Here is a 22549-nt window from a genome sequence, read left to right as displayed (position 1 = left end):
TAGACTGTAGACGAAAGACAATTCATAGTGGGCGGTCCGCTGTGCACTGCATACAGCCCGCTGTGTACGGCAGCCTGCCCAGGAGGGGGACCGCGATGTTGTCGACCGGACTGCCACAGGGATCCGTGCCCAAGCTGGAACGCCCCGGCCCGCTGCGCGACCGTGTCTACGAGGCGCTGCTGGAGCTGATCACCACCCGGGCCCTGCAACCCGGCCAGCACCTCGTGGAGAGCGAACTGGCCGGCCACCTCGGCGTCTCCCGGCAGCCGGTGCGCGAGGCGCTGCAGCGGCTCAACACCGAGGGCTGGGTCGACCTGCGGCCCGCGCAGGGCGCGTTCGTCCACGAGCCCACCCAGGAGGAGGCCGACCAACTCCTGACGGTCCGCACACTCCTGGAGGCGGAGGCGGCCCGGCTGGCTGCCCTGAACGCCGACAAGGCGGGGACCGACGCCCTGGAGGAGCTGTGTGCCGAGGGCGAGAAGGCGGTCGAGGCCGAGGACGTGGACCGTGCCGTCGCCCTCAACGCGGCGTTCCACGCCAAGGTGATGGAGCTGGCGGGCAACACGGTCCTCGCCGAACTGGCCGCCCAGGTCCACCGCCGGGTCCGCTGGTACTACACCCCGGTGGCCCGCCAGCGCGGCCGGCAGTCGTGGATCGAGCACCGCGAGCTGATCAGGGCGATCGCCTTGAACGACGAATATCGCGCCACCCACCTGATGCACGAACACACCGAGCACACGCGGCGCTCGTACCACGAACAGAGCGCGTCCTGAGCCGTGGCCGCAGACCGTCGCCCTGAACGCTGATCAACGTCCCCTAGGCGTCGGCCAGTTCACGGGCGGGCGGTGTCGCCGTGCACCGGCGTGCCTCCACCGCCAGCATTCCCGTCAACACCGCCACCAGGAGCAGCAGTTCGGCGTAGGCCGGAAGGAGGGTGGCCGGCAGGGCCGTCAGCAGGGCCAGGGGGGAGGCCGCGGCGCGGTAGCGGACCGGGTGGAGTCCCAGGGTTGTCCGGAAGGCCGCGTCGCCTGCCAGGAACAGGGCCACCCCGCCCGCCAGGGCCAGTGCCGGGCCCCAGGCCGGGTGTGCGGTGAGATGGCCGAGGGTCGTCTTGACGCCGGCGGAGAGGTAGGCGATGCCCAGGAGCATGGGCAGGAAGGCGTAGTAGTACGCGTTCATCGCCAGCCGCCACCGCTGCGGTGCCGGTGTGGCGCGGAAAGCAGCCTCCGCGTCCTCCTCGTCCCCTACGAAGTACGTCCACCACATCGCCACCGCGAGGGCGAGTGCGAGGAACGCGCCGCCGAACCGGCCCGGGGTGAGCGGCAGGTCGCCGATGCCGACGCCGATGGAGATCACGGATTCGCCGAAGGCGATGATCAGCAGCAGCCCGTGCCGTTCCACGAAGTGCGCCGGGTCCAGCGTGCCCAACTGCACCCTGAGCGTCGCCGCGCTGCGCCCGTCCCTCTTGCCCGGCCCGTGCTCGGCGACGAACGGGGTCACGAACTGCAGGGCGATCGCGAGCAGCCACAGCCCGTCCGCCGCAAGGCCGTCGGTGGTGCCTGCGACGGTCACGGAGAGGGCGGCCAGCGCGTTCGGGACGCCGTACCAGACGGAGTCCCAGCCGTGGCTGCGGGTGTACAGCGTCGTGTGCACGATCACCACGAGCAGGAACCCCAGCCCGAACACCACCCCGGTGTCCTCGAAGACGCGCGGGATCGCCAGCGCGCACACCAGGAACGCGCCCATGCCGAGCATCAGCAGCAACCGCCGCGAGGGACGGTCGGGCGGCACCTGGTTGGTGAGGTAGGCGTAGGCGCCGTACATCCAGAACAGCACGACGAGGATCAGCGCCACCCGGCCGGCCGTGGCGAACGACAGGTCGTGCGCCAGCAGCACGGTGAGCTGGGTGAGCGTGAAGACGAAGACCAGGTCGAAGAAGAGCTCCAGGGTGGTGACCCGGCGCCCCGCCTCCTCGGCCGCTGTGTGCACGGGTGCGCTGTCCATACGGTGTTCCCCCTCCGGTGATCGGTGAGCAGATCGTAGAGGGGGAACACCGGGTGACCGGCGGGGGAGGGCGCGCTCGTCAGGAGGCGGTCCGTGGCTGCGCCACCGCGGTACCGCCACTGCGGCCCGGCTGCCGCAGCAGCAGGGCGATCGCCGCCGCCACCATCGACACACAACCGGCCAGTGCGTACGCCCCGTCGTAGCCCCAGGCACCGACCACCATCGAGCCGAGGCCGCCGCCGAACAGGCCGCTGACCAGCTTGCCGCTGTACACCAGGCCGTAGTTGGTGGCGTTGTAGTTCTCGCCGAAGTAGTCCGGGGTGAGCGCCGCGAACAGCGGGTAGAACGCGCCGCCGCCGAACCCGGAGAGGAACGCGAAGAACAGGAACAGCCACTCGCTCCTGACGTCGCCCGCCCAGATCACGCCGAACTGGGCGAGACCGAGGACGACGATGACGAACACGAGGGTCGGCTTGCGGCCCCACCGGTCCGACAGCCAGCCCACGACCCCGCGGCCGATGCCGTTGATCACCGCCATCACGCCCATCGAGGAGGCCGCGACCAGCGGGCCGAAACCGACGTCCTTGGCGAAGTCCACCTGGAAGGAGATGCCGAAGATCGACACACCGGCGGTCATGACGATCGAGATCCACCCACCTGCGTCGGCATCGGCGGCGACCCCGTCGCCGGCACCAGCCACACCGACTGCCTGGCCGCCTTCCAGAACGACCCCGACACCGAACTGATCATCCTGATCGGGGAGATCGGCGGCGACGCGGAGGAACGCGCGGCCGCCTTCGCCCGCGACCACGTCACCAAGCCCGTCGTCGGCTACATCGCCGGGTTCACCGCACCCGAGGGCCGGACCATGGGACACGCGGGCGCCATCGTCTCCGGATCCGCCGGCACGGCGCGGGCGAAGAAGGAGGAGCTGGAGGCGATCGGCGTCAGTGTGGGCAGCACCCCGACCGAGACGGCGGAACTGGTGCTCGCACAGCTGCCCCGGGCACAGTGACGTCACTCATAGTCGACTCCGGGTGACTGTCGGCTTTCATGACCCTTCGGTAACTTCTCGCACGACGTCCGGCGCACCAGCGTGCGAGCCGTGCGCCGGACAGCCAGGCACCTCCAGCAGGCTCGACTCCTTCAGCCCTTTTCTCTCGACCGTGCACCGAGAGCGGAGCATTCGCATGGCACCCACCCTCACCCTCAAGGCCGGAACGTCCTGGGCCGAGGCCTGGCAGCGCTGCCTCGCCGTCGCGCCCGAGGCCTTCCGGGACGACCGCGTCCTCAACCTCTGGAACACCGCCTGGCGGGCGGACGGCCGGGCGCTGCCCGCCACCAGCCCGGTCGACGGCAGCCCCATCGCGGGCCCGCCCCGCCTGGACCGGGCCGTCGCGCGCCGCGCCGTCAGGGCCTCACTCGACCAGCACCGCGCCTGGCGCCACGTTCCGCTCGCCGAACGCCGGGCGCGGGTCGCGGCCACCCTCGACGCACTCACGGAACACCGAGAACTCCTCGCACTGCTCCTCGTCTGGGAGATCGGCAAGCCGTGGCGGCTCGCCCGGGCGGACGTCGACCGGGCCATCGACGGAGTCCGCTGGTACCTGGACGGCATCGAGCCGATGATGGCCGGCCGCACGCCGCTGGACGGCCCGGTGTCCAACATCGCGAGCTGGAACTACCCGATGAGCGTGCTCGTTCACGCCGTACTGGTCCAGGTGCTCGCGGGCAACGCGGTCATCGCCAAGACCCCGACCGACGGCGGCGTCGCCTGCCTGACCCTGGCCTGCGCGCTCGCCGCCCGCGAGGGGCTCCCCGTCACCCTCGTCAGCGGCAGCGGGGGCGAGCTGTCCCAGGCGCTGGTGCGGGCGCCCGAGATCGGCTGCGTCTCCTTCGTCGGCGGCCGCGACACCGGCGCCGCGGTGGCCACGGCCGTCGCCGACCTCGGCAAGCGGCACATCCTCGAGCAGGAGGGGCTGAACACCTGGGGCATCTGGAACTACTCGGACTGGGACACACTCACCGCGCTCGTCCCGAAACTCTTCGACTACGGCAAACAGCGCTGCACGGCCTACCCGCGCTTCGTCATCCAGCGCGATCTCTTCGACCAGTTCCTCGCCGCGTACCTGCCGGCGGTGCGCCGGGTGCGCGTCGGCCACCCCCTGGCCGTGGAGAAGAGGGACGACCCCTACCCGGAGCTGGACTTCGGTCCGGTGATCAACGCGGCGAAGGCGAAGGAACTGCGGGACCAGGTCGCGGAGGCGATCGACCGCGGCGCCGTCCCCCTGCACCGCGCGCATCCGGCGGACGCCCGCTTCCTGCCCGGCCAGGACACCGCCGCCTACGTGCAGCCGGTCACCCTCCTCAACCCGCCCCGATCCTCCCCGCTCCACCACGCGGAACCCTTCGGGCCGGTCGACACGATCGTCCTGGTCGACACGGAGGCCGAGCTGCTGGCCGCGATGAACGCGTCCAACGGCGCCCTGGTCGCGACCCTCTCCACGGACGACAGGGCCACGTTCGACAGGCTGGCGCCGCAGATCCGCGCCTTCAAGATCGGCCATGGCAAGCCCCGCTCCCGCGGCGACCGCGACGAGCTGTTCGGCGGCTTCGGCGCCTCCTGGCGCGGGGCCTTCGTGGGTGGGGAGCTGCTGGTGAGGGCGGTGACCCAGGGGCCGCAGCAGGAGAGGCTGCCGGGGAACTTCCCGGAGTACCAGCTCATGCCCTGACCGGGCGCACAGCGTCAACATCTGGTCACCAGCTGTACAGCCCGGCGGCCGGGGTCCTCCGAGGCGCCCCCGTCCGCCGCCCGCCGGGCGGATACGCAGGTGAAACGCACTCCGAAACCTTGCTATTGTTGTCCACGTCGCCGCGGGGAACACCCTCCGCAAGGCGGCAGACACCTAGTCCGGGTGGCGGAATGGCAGACGCGCTAGCTTGAGGTGCTAGTGCCCTTTATCGGGCGTGGGGGTTCAAGTCCCCCCTCGGACACCAGTGAGGGACGATCGCAAGATCGTCCCGACACGTTCACGACATGCCGGTCGAGTCATGAGACTCACCGGCATTTCGTCGTTCCTGGGGCCTTCGGGCCGCGTGATCGGCTCGGTGCGGCGCGCCTCCTGGAAAGGAGTTCACCACGGATTCTGGGCCTCCGCGAGGGACCACGAGATCGACCACCTCCTGCCCTGTCCCCGTGATGCCCGCGCCCTCGAGCGACAGGCTCAGTCCGCGGCCGCCCGCTCTCCGGCCGGGCGCCTGCGCCGCGCGCGCTCGGTGAGCGACGGCGGCTGCCAGACGCCGTCGGCCTGATAGAGATCGGTGCCGGGCGCCACGATCTCGTCGATACGGTCGAGCGCCGCGTCGTCGAGCAGCAGGTCGGCTCCCTTGAGCAGCGAGGTGAGCTGGTCCATGGTGCGCGGACCGATGATCACCGACGTGACGGCCGGGTGCACCAACGGAAAGGCGACGGCCAGTTCCGGCAGGGTGCACCCCAACTCCTCGGCGAGGGCGACGAGTTGCTCGAGGGCCGCGAACTTCGCGGCGTTGCCCGGGATGGCGGGGTCGAAGCGGTGCGGAGTGCGCCTGGCGCGGCCGGTGGTGAGGTCGACGGGCCGGCCCTCGCGGATGGCGCCGGACAGAAAGCCCGAGGCGAGCGGTGACCAGGTCAGCACTCCCATGCCCAGGCGCTGCGCAGTGGGCAGCACGGACCGTTCGATGCCGCGCGCGAGAATCGAGTACGGCGGCTGCTCCGTGCGCAGCCGCATCAGTCCGCGCCGCTCCGCCACATGGTGAGCCTCGACGAGGTCCTCGGCGGGGAACGTGGAGCAGCCGAACGCCCGGATCTTGCCCGCCCTCACCAGGTCGCTGAGGACGGACAGCGTCTCCTCGATGTCGGTGGTGTGGTCAGGGCGGTGCACCTGGTAGAGGTCGATCCAGTCCGTGTCCAGGCGCCGCAGACTGTCCTCGACGGCCTCGAGGATCCAGCGGCGCGAATTGCCGCTGCGGTTGCGTCCTTCGCCCAGCGGAAAGTGCACCTTCGTGGCGAGCACGACCTCGTCGCGCCTGCCCTTGAGCGCCTTGCCGACGATCTCCTCGCATTCGCCGGCCGAGTACATGTCGGCGGTGTCCACGAAGTTGATGCCGGCGTCGAGCGCAGCGTGGATGATGCGTGCGCTGTCCTCGTGGTCGGGGTTGCCGATCCCGCCGAACATCATCGTGCCGAGGCAGTGGGTGCTGACCTCGATGCCGGTCTTGCCGAGGACTCGATAGCGCATACCGGTGCTCCGTCGCAGGTGGGGGGAAGGGAGCGTAAGACTAGGACTTGGAGTGCACTTGACGGCAAGGGCACGGGGAGGTCCGGCGGGCCGCGTTGTCAGTGGCGCCCGAGGCGGTCACCACCGTCACCACACCTCGAAGCAGCCACCGGAAGTTCCTTGCTCTGCCGTTCGGTTGACAGTCCATCGAGGCTCAACCGAACGGGCGCGTCCTGGTCCGGTGCGGGCGAACAGAGCCGAGCCAAGTCCTCACGCACGCCGAAAATGACGTGCCCGCGGCCGGCCGCCCCGCCTACACTCGCCACGCACCCGGCGCCGCGCCCCCATCAGGGCCCGCCGTGTGCCGACCAGTCCGACGAACGAGGGGAGTCCGGCCGTGCGTGAGCGCACCGCTGTCGCCGCTCCCCGTTCCCGGTACGAGGTGATCCTGGTGTCCTCGTCCGGCCGGTGCCCGCTGCGCGGCCGGCACCGGACACCCGTGACGCACGGCTGACGTCCCTGCCCTTCCCATCCGGCTCGTACCGCCGGTTCCGGGCGCCGTCTTGTCCACCACACGCACGGGAAATCGCGCTGCCCCTTCTATTTTCCGGTTATTTCCGGATCTTTTCCGAAAGGCATCGGGCCGTGCGCACGAACACCAACCCTCTCACCGCCGTCCGCAACCTCGGCATCCTCGCCCACGTGGACGCCGGCAAGACCACCGTCACCGAGCGGATCCTGTATGCGACGGGCACCACCCACAAGCGCGGCGAGGTGCACGACGGCACCACCGTCACCGACTTCGACCCCCAGGAACGCGACCGCGGCATCACCATCTTCGCCGCTGCCGTCAGCTGTGCCTGGGACGGCCACCGCGTCAACCTCATCGACACACCCGGCCACGTTGACTTCGCCGACGAGGTCGAACGCTCGCTGCGGGTGCTCGACGGGGCGATCGCCGTCTTCGACGCCGTCGCCGGGGTCGAGCCGCAGAGCGAGTCCGTGTGGCGACAGGCCGACCGGCACGGCGTACCGAGGATCGCCTTCGTCAACAAGCTGGACCGCGCGGGCGCCGACCTCGACCGGGCCGTCGACTCGATCCGGGAGCGGCTCCATCCTGCCCCGCTCGTCGTGCAGTTGCCGATCGGGGCCGAGGACGGCTTCACCGGCGTCGTCGACCTCGTGCGCATGCGCTCCCTGGTCTGGGACGGCGCCGACGGTACGGCGGTGGAGGGGCCGGTTCCCGAGCGGCTGCGGGAGGAGGCCGTGCGGCGGCGCCGGGTGCTGGAGGAGCAGGTGGCGGAGCTGCATCCGGCGGCGCTGGAGGAGTTCTGTGCGCAGTCGGCCCTGTCCGCGCCGGCGCTGGCCGCTGCCCTCAGGGACCTCACCCGTACCGGCGAGGGCGTGGTCGTGTTGTGCGGTTCCGCCTACCGCAACCGTGGCATCGAACCGCTGCTGGACGCTGTGGTGGCCTACCTGCCGTCGCCGCTGGACGTGCCCGCCGTACGCGGGGTCCACGAGGGCACCGAACAGCGGCAGGCCGCCGACCCCGCGGCGCCGTTCGCGGCGCTCGCGTTCAAGGTGAACGCGAGCGGCACCGGGCGCCTGACCTATGTGCGTGTCTACTCGGGCACGATCGAGAAGGGAGACACCGTGTGGGACCCGGGCACCGGGCGCACCGAGCGGGTGGCGCGGATCCTGCGGGTCATGGCGGACCGGCATGCCCAGCTGGACCGGGCGGTCGCCGGGGACATCGTCGCGTTCGCGGGGCTGAAGTCGGCGCGGGCCGGCTCGACCCTGTGCGATCCGGGCGCCCCGCTGCTCCTGGAGCCGCCCGTGGTCGCCGAACCCGTGGTGTCCATGGCCGTCGAGGCACGGCGCGGCACGGACACCGGCCGGCTGGCTGTGGCGCTGGCCCGGCTGGCGGAGGAGGACCCCTCGCTGGTGGTGCGCACCGACACCGAGACCGGGCAGACCGTACTGTCCGGGATGGGTGAACTGCACCTGGAGGTCGCGGTGGAGAAGATCCGCCGTGACGGCGGACCGGAGGTCACCGTGGGACGTCCCGGGGTCGCCCTCCGGGAGACGGTCGTGCGTGGTGTCTGCGGGCTGGTCCACCGGCATGTCAAACAGGACGGCGGGGCGGGTCAGTTCGCCCATGTCGTCCTCGACGTGGAGCCGCTCGGTGCCGAAGCCGGCACGACGGGCTTCGAGTTCCGGTCCACCGTGGTCGGCGGGCGGGTGCCACAGGAGTACGTGCGTGCGGTGGAGTCCGGCTGCCGGGACGCCCTGAGCGAAGGGCCGCTCGGCGGTCACCCGGTGACCGGGCTGCGGGTCACGCTGACCGACGGCTCGACCCATGTGAAGGACTCCTCCGACACGGCCTTCCGCACCGCCGGCCGGCTGGGGTTGCGCGAGGCGCTGCGCGCCTGTGCGATGGCCCTGCTGGAACCGGTGGCCGAGGTCACGGTCACCGTGCCGGAGGACGCGGTCGGCGGGGTGCTCGGCGATCTGGCGGCCCGGCGCGGCCGGGTCAGCGGCTCCGAGAACCGGGGCGGCGCGGCGGTGCTGACTGCCACCGTGCCGCTGGCCGAACTGTTCGGCTACGCCACCCGGTTGCGCAGCCGCACCCAGGGCCGGGGCACCTTCACGACCCGTCCGGCTGGCTACGCACCGGCCCCCCAGCCGGCGTCGGCGTCGCGGTAGCCGTAACTCCGGCAGGCTGGTAGATGCACCCTGCCGCACACTGCATACCGCAGGGCGTCTACCGCATACCGCAGTGTGTCTACCGCATGCCGCATGCCGCATGCCGCACCATGCACCCACAGGGCGCGTGGTGCGGCCTGTGCAAGGCGGAACGCCGTACGGCCGGCCCCTCAAGATGCCGATGTCGGATCCCTTGACGAGGGTTTCTCCTGAGGTTTAACTCACATCCTAAATTAAGCCGTGAGGGGCTTCGGAGGCCGAACGACGTGTCACCTCCTGCGAACAGCCCCCGGGGTTTCTCGACTCCCGGAAAGGGACACCAGGAGCCATGCGCAGCATCCGAGCCGCGGCCGTAGGCGCCGTCACCATGTCTCTCGCCCTCGCGGCCACGGCCTGCGGAGGGGGTTCGTCCAGCGGCGGAGGGGCCGACGGTTCGCCGAAGACGCTCACCTACTGGGCCTCCAACCAGGGCGCCAGTATCGCGGTCGACAAGAAGGTCCTACAGCCCGAACTCGACAAGTTCGAGAAGCAGACCGGCATCAAGGTGCAGCTGGAGGTCGTGCCCTGGTCCGACCTGCTCAACCGGATCCTCACCGCGACCACCTCCGGCCAGGGCCCCGACGTGCTGAACATCGGCAACACCTGGAGCGCCTCCCTGCAGGCCACCGGCGCGCTGCTGCCGTGGGACGCGAAGAACTTCGCCGAGATCGGCGGGAAGGACCGGTTCGTCGGCTCCGCGCTCGGCTCGACGGGCGCCCCGGGCAAGGACCCGGCCGCGGTCCCGCTGTACTCGATGGCGTACGCCCTGTACTACAACAAGCAGATCCTCGCCGACGCCGGCATCTCCAAGCCCCCGGCCACCTGGGACGAGCTGATCGCCGACGGCAAGAAGATCAAGGCCACGGGCAAGTCGGTCCTCGGCGCCGAGGGTGCGAACGTCTCGGAGAACATCCACCACGTCTTCGTCCTCGCCCAGCAGCACGGCGCCCACTTCTTCACCCCCGACGGCAAGCCGGACTTCACCGATCCCAAGGTGGTCGACGCGGTCAAGCAGTACGTCGACCTGATGGCCGAGGAGCAGGTCATCCCGGCCGGCGACGCCGAGTACGCCCAGAACCAGTCCGTCAGCGACTTCGCCAAGGGCAGGCAGGCCATGCTGCTGTGGCAGTCCGCCGCCGCCAACCTCAAGTCCCAGGGCATGAGCGAGGACGCCTATGGCATCGCCCCGGTGCCCGTGCGGTCCGGCACCCCCGGCACCGGCGCCCAGACCAACTCGATGGTCGCCGGCATCAACATCGCCGTCTTCAAGAGCAGCCACCACCTCGACGGCGCGACGAAGTTCGTGAAGTTCATGACCGGCGACGACGAGCAGAAGATCCTCAACGCGGCCTACAGCACCATCCCGCCCGTCAGGACCGCCCAGGGCGACGCGGCGTTCAGCACCCCGTCCAACGCCGTGCTGAAGAACACCCTTGCCACCAGCGCGGCCGCGCTGCCGCAGGTCGCCGCCGAGTCGCAGTTCGAGACGGCGGTCGGTACGGCCGTCAAGGAGCTGTTCGCCGACGCCGCCGCCGGACGCACGGTGACCACCGACTCCGTCAAGGCGAAGCTGGAGAAGGCCCAGCAGCAGATGCCGGCGGCGTGAGCCTCGGATGACGACCACCGCCTTCAAGGAACCGGTGCGGGAGACCTCCCCCGCGGCGACGCGCGAACCCCGCCGCCGCACCGGACGGATCCGCCGTACCTCACTGCCGTACCTGCTGCTCCTGCCCGCCCTGCTCCTCGAACTCCTCGTCCACCTGGTGCCGATGGTCATCGGGATCGTGATGAGCTTCAAGGAGCTCACGCAGTTCTACATCCGCGACTGGGGGAGCGCCCCCTGGTCCGGCCTCGGCAACTACAAGGTGTCGGTGGACTTCGACGCCCCCGTCGGCGAGGCCCTGCTGCACTCCTTCTTCGTCACCGTCGGCTTCACGCTGCTGTCGGTCGGCCTGTGCTGGCTGATCGGCACCGCCGCCGCCGTCTTCATGCAGGACACCTTCCGCGGCCGCGGTCTGCTGCGCGCCCTGTTCCTGGTGCCGTACGCGCTGCCCGTCTACGCGGCCGTCATCACCTGGGTGTTCATGTTCCAGCACGACAACGGCCTGGTGAACCACGTGCTGCACGACCAGCTGCACCTCACCGGCAAGCCGTCGTTCTGGCTCATCGGCGACAACAGCTTCTACGCCCTGCTGACCGTGTCCGTGTGGAAGGGCTGGCCGTTCGCGTTCCTCATCGTGACGGCCGGACTGCAGAACATCCCGCGCGAACTGTACGAAGCAGCGGCGCTGGACGGCGCCGGGACCTGGCAGCAGATCCGCCGCATCACCCTGCCGTCGCTGCGTCCGGTCAACCAGGTGCTGGTCCTGGTGCTGTTCCTGTGGACCTTCAACGACTTCAACACGCCGTACGTCCTGTTCGGCAAGGCCGCCCCCGAGGCCGCCGACCTCGTCTCGGTGCACATCTACCAGGCCTCGTTCGTCACCTGGAACTTCGGCACCGGATCCGCCATGTCCGTACTCCTGCTGCTGTTCCTGCTGGTCGTGACGGGCGGGTACCTCCTGCTCACCTCGCGCGGACGGAGGGCCTTCGATGTCTGACTCCCCGATGGCGCCGCCCCGTTCGTTCCTGTGGTCCCGCCGGATCTTCCTCACCCTGCTCACCGGCTTCGTCCTGGTGCCGGTGTACGTGATGGTCTCCAGCTCGCTGAAGCCCCTCGCCGACGTCACGGGCACGTTCCGCTGGCTGCCGAGCGGCCTGACCCTGCGGCCGTACGTCGACATCTGGTCGACGGTCCCGCTCGCGACGTACTTCGTGAACTCGCTGATCGTGGCGGGCGCGGCGACGATCTGCTCGGTGATGATCGCGGTCTTCGCCGCCTATGCCGTCAGCCGTTACGACTTCCGTGGCAAGCGGGTCTTCACGGTGACCGTGCTGTCGACGCAGATGTTCCCGGGCATCCTCTTCCTCCTCCCGCTCTTCCTGATCTACGTCAACATCGGCAACGCCACCGGCATCGCCCTGTTCGGCTCCCGCGGCGGCCTGATCCTCACCTACCTCACCTTCTCGCTCCCGTTCTCCATCTGGATGCTGATCGGCTACTTCGACTCGGTGCCGCGCGAACTGGACGAGGCGGCGCTGGTGGACGGCTGCGGCCCGCTCGGCGCGCTGCTGAGGATCGTCGTACCGGCCGCGATCCCCGGCATCGTCGCGGTCGCCGTGTACGCCTTCATGACCGCGTGGGGAGAGGTGCTCTTCGCGTCCGTCATGACCGACGACACCACCCGCACCCTCGCCGTCGGCCTCCAGGGCTACTCCACGCTCAACGACGTCTACTGGAACCAGATCATGGCCGCCTCGCTCGTGGTGAGCGTGCCGGTGGTCGCGGGCTTCCTGCTGCTCCAGCGCTATCTCGTCGCCGGCCTGACGGCGGGCGCCGTCAAGTGACCAACACCCCTGACCCCGAAGGGACTTCCGTGTCCGCACGCATCGACCTCGCCGCACTCCCGCACGACTTCCTGTGGGGCACGGCCACAGCGGCGTACCAGATCGAAGGGGCCGTCGCCGAGGACGGCCGTTCACCGTCGATCTGGGACACCTTCTCGCACACCCCGGGGAAGATCGCGAACGACGACAACGGCGACGTCGCCTGCGACCACTACCACCGCTGGCGCGAGGACATCGGCCTGATGCGGCAACTCGGCGTCAACGCCTACCGGTTGTCCATCGCCTGGCCACGGGTGACCCCCGGCGGGGACGGTCCGGCCAACCCCAGGGGCCTCGCGTTCTACGACGAGTTGGTGGACGCCCTGCTGGCGGCGGGCATCACCCCGTCCGTCACCCTCTACCACTGGGACCTGCCGCAGGTGCTCCAGGATCGCGGCGGCTGGCCCGAGCGGGAGACCGCGTTCGCGTTCGCCGAGTACGCCTCGACCGTCGCCGAACGCCTCGGCGACCGCGTGGGGCTCTGGGCCACTCTCAACGAGCCCTCCTGCTCGGCCTGGATCGGCCATCTGGAGGGCAGGATGGCCCCCGGCTCGACCGACCTGACCGCCGCCGTGCGCGCCTCCTACCACCTGCTCCTCGGCCACGGTCTCGCCACGCAGGCGATCCGTGCCGCCGCCTCCGGTGCGCAGGTCGGCATCGTCAACAACCTCTCCACCGTGCACCCCGCCACCGACCGCCCCGAGGACCTGGCGGCCGCCCGCCGCCACGACGGCCATGTGAACCGCTGGTGGCTCGACCCGGTGCACGGCCGCGGCTTCCCCGCCGACATGGCCGAGACGTACGGCGTCGACCTCCCCGAGCAGCCCGGCGACCTGGCGACCGTCGCGGCCCCGCTGGACTGGCTCGGCCTGAACTACTACTTCCCGGCGTACGTCGCCGACGACCCCGACGGCCCCGCCCCCCGCGTCCGTTCCGTACGCCGCCCTGACGTCCCGCGCACCGGCATGGACTGGGAGATCGACGCGAGCGGCATCGAGACGCTGCTGCTGCGCCTCACCGAGGAGTACGGCTCACGGAAGATCTACGTCACCGAGAACGGCTCGGCCTTCCCGGACATGGTCCGCCCCGACGGCACCGTCGACGACCCGGACCGCCAGGACTACCTGGAACGGCACCTGGCCGCCTGCGCCTCGGCCGCCCGCAAGGGTGCCCCTCTCGCCGGCTACTTCGCCTGGTCGCTGCTGGACAACTTCGAGTGGGCGTACGGCTACGCCAAGCGCTTCGGCCTCGTCCACGTCGACTACCGCACCCAGGTGCGCACGATCAAGGGCAGCGGACACCGGTACGCCGACATCGTCCGCGCCCACCGCGGGCAGTCACGCCGGGCCGCCTGAGCAGCCGGAGCGGTGACTGAACAGGGCATCGCTGCCGCACGTATCCCCCGGTCGTGGGAGGATCCCTCACCATGAGCGCGTCGCCGGCAGTCAGGGGCCTGCGTGCTGCGGTGTTCGCCGCGGTGTGCGTGCTGCTCGCTGCCGCCGGGCACGGACTGGCCATGGGCGGCATGCCGCCGCTGTGGGCCGACGCCGCCGCCTTCTGGGCCGTCTTCGCGCTCGGCTGGACGCTCGGCGGACGGGAACGGTCGCTGCCCGGCATCGGCGCGGCCATGCTCCTCACCCAGGCGGCCCTGCACCTCGCCTTCGACGCGGCCCACCCCACCCCCGGCCGTGCGCAGGCCATGCGTATGGCGTCCATGCCGCCGGGTCACACCATGGCGGTGATGCACGTCCATGCGACGGCCCACGTCACCCTCGCCCACCTGCTCGCCGCCCTCGTCGCCTCCTGGTGGCTCAGGCGGGGCGAGGCCGCGCTGTGGTCGCTGCTGCGCCGCGCGGTCACACTCCTGCCGGGCCTCGCCGCCTGGTGGCGCGGCACCCCGCTGCCCGCCCCCGCCGGCCCCGCCCTGCGCGTCCCGGCCGGCCAGGAGCTGCCTTGCCGGCTCCTGCTGCGGCACGCGGTCAGCCGTCGCGGACCCCCGGCCCCGATCCCGTACTCGATCTGACCCCCCCGCACACGTCACTCGTACGGAGATCAACTCACCCATGTCCCAGCACATGCCCATGACCCGCACCACCCTGCGTCGCGCCGCAGCCGTCACCGCCCTGACCGCCGCCGGGCTCCTCGCGGCAGCCGGCGTCGCCTCGGCGCACGTCACCGTCCACCCGGAGAGCTACGCCAAGGGAGCCACGGACGGTGTGCTCTCCTTCCGCGTGCCCAACGAGGAGGACAGCGCCTCCACCACCAAGGTGCAGGTCTTCCTGCCCACCGACCACCCCGTCCTCGGCGTCCTGGTCCACCCGCAGGACGGCTGGACCGCCAAGGTGACCACCACCAAGCTCAAGACGCCGGTCAAGACCGACGACGGCACCATCACCGACGCCGTCTCCGAGATCACCTGGACCGGCGGGAAGATCGGCGCCGGACAGTACGAGGACTTCGACGTCGCCTTCGGCCAGCTTCCCGACGACACCGGCCAGCTGTCGTTCAAGACGCTGCAGACCTACTCCGACGGCAAGGTCGCCCGCTGGATCGAGGAATCGAGCGGCGGGGACGAGCCGGAGAACCCGGTGCCGGTGCTCAAGCTCACCGCCGGCGGGGAGACGACGGCCCCGGCGGCGGCGAAGAGCAGCAACGCCGCTGCCGCGAAGTCGGCGGATGCGAGCGACTCCACGGCCCGCGGCCTGGGCATCGCCGGGCTGGTGGTCGGCGTGCTGGGTCTGGCGGCGGCCGCCTTCGCCCTCGTGCGGAGCCGCTCTGCACGGTCGTAGCCCCGCACCATGCGCAAGGGCCCGGACCGGCAGCCGGTCCGGGCCCTTGCGCGCGAGCCCTCAGCGCGCCGCCAGCTCCAGCAGCCGCGGTTCGGCCGGTACCTCCTCGGCAGCCGTACGGGAGTTGCGCCACAGCCACAGCACATCCCGGCCGAACGACCACACCAGCGAGCCCAGCGCCAGCAGGGCGACCGCGATGTTGGCCGCGTGCGGCAGCAGCTCGGAGCCCGCCAGCAGCAGGCAGATGCCCTGGATCGCGGCGACCGTCTTGCGGGCGAAGGACGGGGGCAGCGGGGCGTTCAGCCAGGGGGCGACGCGGGCCGCGGCGACGAACGCGTACCGCATGGAGCCGATCAGCAGCACCCACGGGCCCAGCTGCATCGCCACGTACACGCTCAGCACCAGGATCAGGAACGCGTCGACCTCCATGTCGAAGCGGGCGCCGAGCGCGCTGGAGGTGCCGGTGCGGCGGGCCACCTTGCCGTCCACGCCGTCCAGGAGGAGCGCGACGGCGGTCAGGCCGACCAGCAGCGTGACCGGCGGTGCGCTCTCGAAGGAGTCGGCGACCAGCGCGGTCACCCCGCCCACCAGGGTGGCCCGGCCGAGGGTGACCCGGTTGGCGGGACCGAAGGAGCTGAGCCGGGAGCGGTACAGGGCGCGGGAGAGCACCGCCCAGGTGGCGAACGCGAAGGCGAGCCCCGTCAGCCAGCCGGCCGGCCCCATGCCGATCGCCGAGCCGAGCAGGGCCAGCAGCAGGATCTGTACGCCCGCTCCCACAGCGGTCTCCTGCTGAAGCCTTGCGTCATATGTGTTGTTCAGGGCCACCGCACACCCTCCGGCCGAGTGACAGAGTCGATCAACGCCGCGTACTGTGCGCGGCCTGTGCACTTCTCGGTACGTGAACAACTTCCCGATCGTTCAGGAGGATGCCGATGAACCGCTCGGCCCGCGCGTTCTGGCTCCGCTCACCCGGCCACGGCGAGCTGCGCGACCTCACGCTCGCGGACCCCGCCGAGGGCGAGGTACTGGTCCGCACCCTGTACTCCGGAGTCAGCCGCGGCACGGAGACGCTGGTCTTCCGCGGCGCGGTGCCCGAGAGCCAACACGCCGTGATGCGGGCGCCGTTCCAGGAGGGCGACTTCCCGGGCCCGGTGAAGTACGGCTACCTGAACGTCGGGATCGTCGAGGAGGGACCCGAGGCGCTCGTCGGGCGTACGGTCTTCTGCCTGTATCCGCATCAGAGCCGTTACGCCGTTCCGGTGAGCGCCGTGACCGTGGTGCCCGAGCGGGTGCCCGCCCGGCGGGCCGTTCTCGCCGGGACGGTGGAGACCGCCGTGAACGCCCTGTGGGACGCGGCACCCCAGATCGGCGACCGCATCGCGGTGGTCGGCGGCGGCATGGTCGGCTGCTCGGTGGCGGCCCTGCTCGCCCGCTTCCCCGGCATACGGCTCCAACTGGTCGACGCCGACCCGGCCCGCGCGAAGACCGCCGAGGCACTCGGCGTGGACTTCGCCGCACCCGAGGACGCCCTCGGCGACTGCGACCTCGTCGTCCACGCCAGCGCCACCGAACAGGGCCTCGCCCGCTCCCTCGAACTCCTCGCCGCCGAAGGTACGGTCGTCGAACTGAGCTGGTACGGCGACCGGTGCATCGCCCTGCCGCTCGGCGAGGCCTTCCACTCGCGTCGGCTCACCGTGCGCAGCAGCCAGGTCGGCACCGTCTCCCCGGCCGCCCGCCCCGGCCGCGGCTACAGCGAGCGGATGGCGCTCGCCCTCGACCTGCTCGCCGACCCCGCGCTGGACGCCCTCATCACCGGGGACAGCGCCTTCGAGGAACTGCCGGAGCTGATGCCGAAGCTCGCCTCCGGCGAGATCCCGGCCCTGTGCCACCGCATCTCCTACGGCGAAGACGGCCTGACCTGAGAAAAGAGTGAGACACGGCTGAACACGGGGAAGCGAAGAGCCGTACTACACGTCATCCCCCGGCAGGAGATCGCCGGGGGCGCCAGACGCGCCGCACCTGGAGGGTCGTCCGTTGTTCAGCATCACCGTCCGCGATCACATCATGATCGCCCACAGCTTCCGCGGCGAGGTGTTCGGGCCCGCGCAGCGACTGCACGGCGCCACGTTCCTCGTGGACGCCACGTTCCGCCGTGAGCAGCTGGACGAGGACAACATCGTTGTCGACATCGGCCTGGCCACCCAGGAACTGGGCGCCGTCACCGGCGAGCTGAACTACCGCAACCTCGACGACGAGCCGGAGTTCGCCGGGATCAACACCTCCACCGAGTTCCTGGCCAAGGTCATCGCCGACCGGCTCGCCGAACGCGTCCACAAGGGCGCCCTGGGCGAGGGCGCCAAGGGCCTTGCGAGCCTCACCGTCACCCTGCACGAGTCGCACATCGCCTGGGCGAGTTACGAGCGTGCGCTGTGACCGATCTGACCCTGGAGAAGACCGGGCAGGCACAACTCGCCTACGTGCCCGCGCAGGTCGCCGCCTCCACCTCCGCGGCCGCCTCAGCCTCGGCGAATGTCGGGATCGTCCCCATGTCCCTGCGCACCGTCCACTTCGTGATGCCGGGCGGCGTCGACGACCCGGCCGCGCCCAGCGGCGGCAACGCCTACGACCGCCGGGTCTGCCTGGACCTGCCGGGCTTCGGCTGGCAGGCCGTGCGGCACCCCGTGCCCGGCAGCTGGCCGCGCCCCGGCCCGGCCGACCGTGACGCGCTCGCCCGCACCCTCGGGGACCTGCCGGACGACACCGTCGTCCTGCTGGACGGGCTCGTCGCCTGCGGCGTCCCGGAGGTCGTCGTGCCCGAGGCCGAACGGCTGCGGCTCGCGGTGCTGGTGCATCTGCCCCTCGGCGACGAGAGGGGCCTGGACACGGCCGTGGCCGCCGACCTGGACGCCCGCGAACGGGCGGTGCTGCGGGCGGTCCCCGCGGTCGTCGCCACCAGCGACTGGGCGGTCCGCCGTCTCGTCTCCCACCACGGCCTGGCCCCCGAGCGGGTGCATGTCGCCGCCCCCGGTGCCGACATCGCGCCCCTCGCGCCCGGCACCGACGGCGTCTCGCAGTTGCTGTGCGTCGCCGCCGTCACCCCGCGCAAGGGCCAGCACCGGCTGGTGGAGGCGCTGGCCGCGGTGACCGACCTGCCGTGGCGCTGCGTGTGCGTCGGCGGGCTGACCGGCGACCCGGAGTACGTCGCCCACTTGCGCGACCTGATCCGGCGGCACGGCCTCCAGGACCGCCTGCACCTCGCCGGACCGCAGGCCGGCGCCGCCCTCGACGCCGCCTATGCGACGGCCGACCTGATGGTCCTCACCTCGTACGCGGAGACGTACGGCATGGCGATCACCGAGGCCCTCGCCCGCGGGATCCCGGTGCTGGCGACCGACGTCGGCGGTGTGCCCGAGGCGGTGGGCCGCGCCCCCGACGGCGGCGTCCCCGGCATCCTCGTCCCGCCGGAGGACCCCGCCGCGCTCGCCGCCGAACTGCGCGGCTGGTTCGGCGAACCCGACGTACGCCGCCGTCTGAAGGCAGCCGCCCGCAGCCGCCGCGCGGCACTCGGCGGCTGGGCGGCGACCGCACGGAGCCTCGCCGCGGTCCTCGGCCGGCTCCCCGAGACACCGAGGAGGGCGGCATGAGGGACACGACGACGGCGACCGGGGGGATCCCGGCCCAGCCCGGGCCCAGCAAGGCGGAGTCGACGCCCGACGACGGCGAACACCTGCCGGGCGCCGGAGCGCAGGAGAGCGACCCGTCCGGGGTGATCGCCGGCGCCGGGCCCGTGGCCCGCCCCGGTGAACGGGCCACCGTGCGGCTGCGCGACGGCGGCGAGGAGGAGCCGTCGCGGTACGCGCCCGAGTGGCTGCAACTGCGGGAAGGGGCCGACGCGGCCGCCCGGGCACAGGACCTGCTGGACCCGTTGCGGATCCGGCTGGCCGATCTGCCGGGCCGGGCGGGCGGTATCGCCGTGCACGACCTGGGCTGCGGCACCGGCTCGATGGGCCGCTGGCTCGCGCCCCGCCTGGACGGCGCCCAGCACTGGATCCTGCACGACCGCGACCCGTACCTGCTGCACTTCGCCGCCGTGGCCTCAGCGCGCTCCGCCGGCGACGGCAGCCGGGTCACGGTCGAGACGCGGCGCGGCGACGTCGCCCGGCTCACCCCCGACGCGCTGAGCGGGGCCTCGCTGGTGACCGCCTCGGCGCTGCTGGACGTCCTCACCCGCGAGGAGATCGAGGCCCTCGCCGACGCCTGCACCGGCGCCGGCTGCCCGGCGCTGCTCACGCTGTCCGTCGCCGGACGCGTCGAACTCACCCCCGCCCACCCGCTGGACGCCGAGGTCGCCGAGGCGTTCAACGCCCACCAGCGGCGCACCGGCCTGCTCGGTCCGGACGCGGTCACGGTGGCCTGCGAGGCGTTCTCCGAGCGCGGGGCGACGGTACGGGTGCATCCGAGCCCGTGGCGGCTCGGCCCCGCCGAGTCCGCGCTGACCGAGCAGTGGCTGCGCGGATGGGTCGGCGCGGCCGTCGAACAGCGGCCCGGCCTCCGGGACCGTGCCGAGCGCTATCTGGACGAGCGCCTGGCCGCCTGCGCGGCCGGCGAGTTGCGGGTCGTGGTCCACCACAGCGACCTGCTCGCTCTGCCCCGGCCGACGGGCACGGCGTCATGAGCGGGCGGGTGCAGAGCGTCGGTACGGCGCCGGCCTCCGATGCCGTGACGGCACTGCTGGAACCGCCCGTCGGCGAGGCCACGCCCGCACACGCCCCCGCGTTCCCGCGCCCGCGCACGCCCGAGCCCACTCAGGCCGGCGCCCAGGAATCGGCCGGGCCCGACACCCCTCGCCGCTTCCTGACCCGCCTCAACTGCCGTGCCCTGCGTACCCACTTCGGTACGGCCGTGGGTGTCGTCATCCTCGCCGCCCTGCTCTGGCGGCTGGGTACCGGTGTGCTTCTCGACGGGCTGCGGCGGATCGACACGGTGACGTTGCTGGCGGCTGTCGGGATCGGCGCGGTCACCACCGTGTTCAGCGCGTGGCGCTGGCAGTTGGTGGCCCGGGCGCTGGGGATCCGGCTGGCCTTCGGGCCCGCGGTGGCCGACTACTACCGTGCGCTGTTCCTGAACGCGGCCCTGCCCGGCGGGGTCCTGGGCGATGTGCACCGGGCGGTCCGGCACGGGCAGAGCGCCGGTGACCTGCGGCGCGGGGTGAAGGCGGTCGTACTGGAGCGGGTCGCCGGGCAGATCGCGCTGACCGTGTTCGGCGCGGCGGTGCTGCTGATCCTGCCCTCGCCCGTCCGGGACGACGTCCGCGGCTTCGCCCCGCCGGCCGCCCTGGCCGCGGCAGGCGCGCTCGCCGTCGTCCTCGCCGTCCGTCACAACCGTACGTCCGCCCGGCGCCGTGGCGCGCTGCGCTCCGCCCTCGGCGAGGCACGGCAGGGGCTGCTGTCCCGGCAGGCCGGGCCCGGTGTGGCGCTGTCCTCGGCCGTCATCCTCGCCGGACACGTCGCGATGTTCGTCGTCGCGGCCCGGGTCGCCGGATCGGCCGCCTCCGTGCCGGTGCTGCTCCCGCTCGCCGTCCTTGCCCTGGTCGCCATGGGCCTGCCGGTGAACGTCGGCGGATTCGGCCCCCGCGAGGGCGTCACCGCCTGGGCGTTCGGCGCCGCGGGGCTCGGCGCGAGCAGCGGAGTGGCCGTCGCCGTGGTGTACGGCGTGCTCAGCTTCGTGGCGAGCCTGCCCGGCGCCGTCGTCCTCGTCGCCCGCTGGTACACCGGGCTGCGCGGCTACCCCCGTACGTCCGCGCCCGCGCCCTCGCCCGAGGTGAGCAACGCGTACGTCGCGCCGAAGGATTCCACCAGGCTCGCCAGCAGTTCCTTCCCCTTTTCCGCCGAGCCCAGGGAAGGACGGCCGATGACGCCCGATTCGGTATAGGCGGACATTCCCACGGTGAGCAGATGACGACGGTCGTCCGCGGTGAAATCCGCGGACTCGTAACCAGGGCGGACGAATTCGGGATGAGCGTGCAGCAGAATGGACGTCTCGATTTCCCCCGCGTGCATGTCGGTGAGCAGCGAGGTGAGCACCCCCGCCCGCTCCCTGGCCGCCTCCCAGTCCTCGGCGGCCGGGAAGAGTGCCGCCTTCTCCCCGCGGGCGGAGGCCTCCTGGACGACGTTGCCCAGCACGTAGTTGCCGCCGTGCCCGTTGACCACGACGAGCGCGTCCACACCGGAGCGGCGCAGCGACTCGGCGATGTCCCGGACCACCGCATGCAGGGTCACGGCGGAGATGCTGACGGTCCCCGGCCAGGCCGTGTGCTCGTGCGAGCAGCCGACCGTCACCGGAGGAAGGAGGTGCACCGGGTATGCGGCGGCGATCTCCCGCGCCACGGCACAGGCGACGAGCGTGTCGGTCGCCAGCGGCAGGAAGGGCCCGTGCTGTTCGAAGCTGCCGACGGGAAGGACGGCGACCTGCGTTGAAACGCCCGCCCCCCGCATCCGTACGTCTTCCGTAGTGTCCGCCGGTACCACCCCGTATGCCGCCGTACGCGCGCCCGAACCACTCATCTTTTCCCGGCCTTTCGTCTCTGCTTAGGAATCAGATCATGACAGAAAACATCGGCGTCCTCGGCAAGAAGTCCTCGCGGCGTTCGGGCGCGGAACGCGTCGTGAATGCGCCGCTGCCCACCGTGTACGGGAAATTCCAGGCGGTCGGCTATCTGGACCACGACCGCGGTGACGAGCAAGTCGCCCTCGTCCACGGCGAGATCGGCACCGAGAACGTTCTGGTCCGGCTGCACTCGGAGTGCCTGACCGGGGACGCGTTCGGCTCGCAGCACTGCGAGTGCGGGGACCAACTGGCCTCGTCGCTGCGTGCGGTGGTCGCCGAAGGCAGCGGCATCGTCGTCTACCTGAGGGGTCACGAGGGCCGCGGCATCGGCCTGCTCGCCAAGCTGCGGGCGATGGCCCTGCAGGCGGAGGGCCTGGACACGGTCGAGGCGAACCTGGCGCTCGGCCTGCCCGTCGACGCCCGCGACTACCGCATCGCGGCCGAGATCCTGCGCGACCTCGGGGTGCGCTCGGTCCGGCTGATGTCCAACAACCCGCGCAAGCGGGAGGCGCTGGTGCGGCACGGCATCCAGGTGGCCGAGCAGGTGCCGCTGCTGATCGAGCCGTGCGAGAGCAACATCACCTATCTGCGCACCAAGCGGGAGCGGATGGACCACATCCTGCCCCACCTGGACGCCGTCGCCCACGGCTCCTGATTCGGCGG

At 71.6% G+C, this 22549-nt stretch carries 18 protein-coding genes, 1 tRNA gene and 3 pseudogenes; 17 read left to right on the top strand and 5 right to left on the bottom strand.

Translation table 11 applies throughout. The annotated features are described in order from the left end of the window. Positions 1 to 95 precede the first annotated feature (95 nt). Positions 96 to 773, top strand: a complete 678-nt coding sequence (locus tag AQI88_RS02455; RefSeq protein ID WP_066990935.1) for a GntR family transcriptional regulator — start codon at positions 96 to 98, stop codon at positions 771 to 773. Positions 774 to 816: 43 nt separating this feature from the next. Here the strand turns inward: AQI88_RS02455 and AQI88_RS02450 are convergent, their stop codons facing one another. Continuing rightward, a complete protein-coding gene (locus tag AQI88_RS02450; protein WP_066990932.1) occupies positions 817 to 2004 on the bottom strand; it encodes a low temperature requirement protein A in 1188 nt (395 codons plus the stop codon). 79 nt (positions 2005 to 2083) lie between these two features. After that, positions 2084 to 2656 (bottom strand): annotated as a pseudogene (locus AQI88_RS02445) (MFS transporter); the annotation flags it as partial. A gap of 3 nt (positions 2657 to 2659) precedes the next feature. Here AQI88_RS02445 and AQI88_RS02440 point away from each other — a divergent pair. The 3 genes and pseudogenes from AQI88_RS02440 to AQI88_RS02430 form a co-directional block, all read left to right on the top strand. After that, positions 2660 to 3019, top strand: a pseudogene (locus AQI88_RS02440) (succinate--CoA ligase subunit alpha); the annotation flags it as partial. A 175-nt stretch (positions 3020 to 3194) separates the two neighbouring features. Next, entirely contained in the window at positions 3195 to 4736 is a 1542-nt protein-coding gene (locus AQI88_RS02435; protein ID WP_066990930.1) for an aldehyde dehydrogenase family protein, read from the top strand. Between the two features lie 177 nt (positions 4737 to 4913). Beyond that, a tRNA-Leu gene (locus AQI88_RS02430) sits at positions 4914 to 5001 on the top strand. Between the two features lie 227 nt (positions 5002 to 5228). Here AQI88_RS02430 and AQI88_RS02425 read toward each other — a convergent pair. After that, on the bottom strand, positions 5229 to 6281 hold the full coding sequence (locus AQI88_RS02425) for an aldo/keto reductase (protein ID WP_066990927.1): 1053 nt from the start codon (positions 6279 to 6281) through the stop codon (positions 5229 to 5231). Positions 6282 to 6905: 624 nt separating this feature from the next. Between AQI88_RS02425 and fusA the strand changes: the two genes are divergently transcribed. From fusA to AQI88_RS02390, 7 genes are all read left to right on the top strand, one after another. Beyond that, positions 6906 to 8966, top strand: a complete 2061-nt coding sequence (gene fusA / locus AQI88_RS02420; protein ID WP_066990924.1) for an elongation factor G — start codon at positions 6906 to 6908, stop codon at positions 8964 to 8966. 328 nt (positions 8967 to 9294) lie between these two features. Then, entirely contained in the window at positions 9295 to 10611 is a 1317-nt protein-coding gene (locus AQI88_RS02415; RefSeq protein WP_066990921.1) for an ABC transporter substrate-binding protein, read from the top strand. A gap of 7 nt (positions 10612 to 10618) precedes the next feature. After that, a complete protein-coding gene (locus AQI88_RS02410) occupies positions 10619 to 11605 on the top strand; it encodes a carbohydrate ABC transporter permease (RefSeq protein WP_066990917.1) in 987 nt (328 codons plus the stop codon). 7 nt (positions 11606 to 11612) lie between these two features. After that, positions 11613 to 12452, top strand: coding sequence for a carbohydrate ABC transporter permease (locus AQI88_RS02405; protein ID WP_066990914.1), 840 nt, complete (start codon positions 11613 to 11615; stop codon positions 12450 to 12452). Positions 12453 to 12481: 29 nt separating this feature from the next. Further along, positions 12482 to 13846 carry a GH1 family beta-glucosidase gene (locus tag AQI88_RS02400; RefSeq protein ID WP_066990911.1) on the top strand — a complete coding sequence of 455 codons (1365 nt, stop codon included), beginning with the start codon at positions 12482 to 12484 and terminating at the stop codon, positions 13844 to 13846. A gap of 71 nt (positions 13847 to 13917) precedes the next feature. Further along, positions 13918 to 14514 (top strand): hypothetical protein, encoded by a 597-nt coding sequence (locus tag AQI88_RS02395; RefSeq protein ID WP_066990907.1) that lies wholly within the window; start codon positions 13918 to 13920, stop codon positions 14512 to 14514. 52 nt (positions 14515 to 14566) lie between these two features. Continuing rightward, positions 14567 to 15280, top strand: a complete 714-nt coding sequence (locus AQI88_RS02390) for a YcnI family copper-binding membrane protein (protein ID WP_066991624.1) — start codon at positions 14567 to 14569, stop codon at positions 15278 to 15280. A 60-nt stretch (positions 15281 to 15340) separates the two neighbouring features. On the opposite strand, the gene AQI88_RS02385 is transcribed toward AQI88_RS02390, so the two are convergent. Further along, entirely contained in the window at positions 15341 to 16105 is a 765-nt protein-coding gene (locus tag AQI88_RS02385) for a CDP-alcohol phosphatidyltransferase family protein (protein ID WP_066990904.1), read from the bottom strand. A gap of 107 nt (positions 16106 to 16212) precedes the next feature. On the opposite strand from AQI88_RS02385, the gene AQI88_RS02380 reads away from it, so the two are divergent. The 5 genes and pseudogenes from AQI88_RS02380 to AQI88_RS47395 all read left to right on the top strand — a co-directional run. Further along, positions 16213 to 17202 (top strand): zinc-dependent alcohol dehydrogenase, encoded by a 990-nt coding sequence (locus AQI88_RS02380; RefSeq protein WP_066990901.1) that lies wholly within the window; start codon positions 16213 to 16215, stop codon positions 17200 to 17202. 112 nt (positions 17203 to 17314) lie between these two features. Then, positions 17315 to 17713, top strand: a complete 399-nt coding sequence (locus tag AQI88_RS02375) for a 6-pyruvoyl trahydropterin synthase family protein (protein ID WP_066990898.1) — start codon at positions 17315 to 17317, stop codon at positions 17711 to 17713. Then, on the top strand, positions 17710 to 18924 hold the full coding sequence (locus AQI88_RS02370; RefSeq protein WP_066990895.1) for a glycosyltransferase family 4 protein: 1215 nt from the start codon (positions 17710 to 17712) through the stop codon (positions 18922 to 18924). Before AQI88_RS02375 ends, AQI88_RS02370 begins: the two co-directional genes overlap by 4 nt. Beyond that, positions 18921 to 19955, top strand: a complete 1035-nt coding sequence (locus AQI88_RS44730) for a class I SAM-dependent methyltransferase (protein WP_066990892.1) — start codon at positions 18921 to 18923, stop codon at positions 19953 to 19955. The genes AQI88_RS02370 and AQI88_RS44730 overlap by 4 nt, the downstream gene beginning before the upstream one ends. Then, positions 19952 to 20962 (top strand): annotated as a pseudogene (locus AQI88_RS47395) (lysylphosphatidylglycerol synthase transmembrane domain-containing protein); the annotation flags it as partial. The gene AQI88_RS44730 and the pseudogene AQI88_RS47395, both read left to right, overlap by 4 nt. Before the next feature lie 101 nt (positions 20963 to 21063). Here the strand turns inward: AQI88_RS47395 and AQI88_RS42570 are convergent. Beyond that, entirely contained in the window at positions 21064 to 21843 is a 780-nt protein-coding gene (locus tag AQI88_RS42570; RefSeq protein WP_079057355.1) for a creatininase family protein, read from the bottom strand. A gap of 38 nt (positions 21844 to 21881) precedes the next feature. Between AQI88_RS42570 and ribA the strand changes: the two genes are divergently transcribed. Further along, a complete protein-coding gene (ribA, locus tag AQI88_RS02355) occupies positions 21882 to 22541 on the top strand; it encodes a GTP cyclohydrolase II (protein WP_066990889.1) in 660 nt (219 codons plus the stop codon). Positions 22542 to 22549: the final 8 nt, after the last annotated feature.

Origin of the sequence: Streptomyces cellostaticus, assembly GCF_001513965.1 — a bacterium.
In the GTDB taxonomy this organism is placed as follows: domain Bacteria; phylum Actinomycetota; class Actinomycetes; order Streptomycetales; family Streptomycetaceae; genus Streptomyces; species Streptomyces cellostaticus.
The sequence above is the reverse complement of the archived record's forward strand: the minus strand, read 5'-3'. Positions and strand labels throughout refer to the sequence as shown.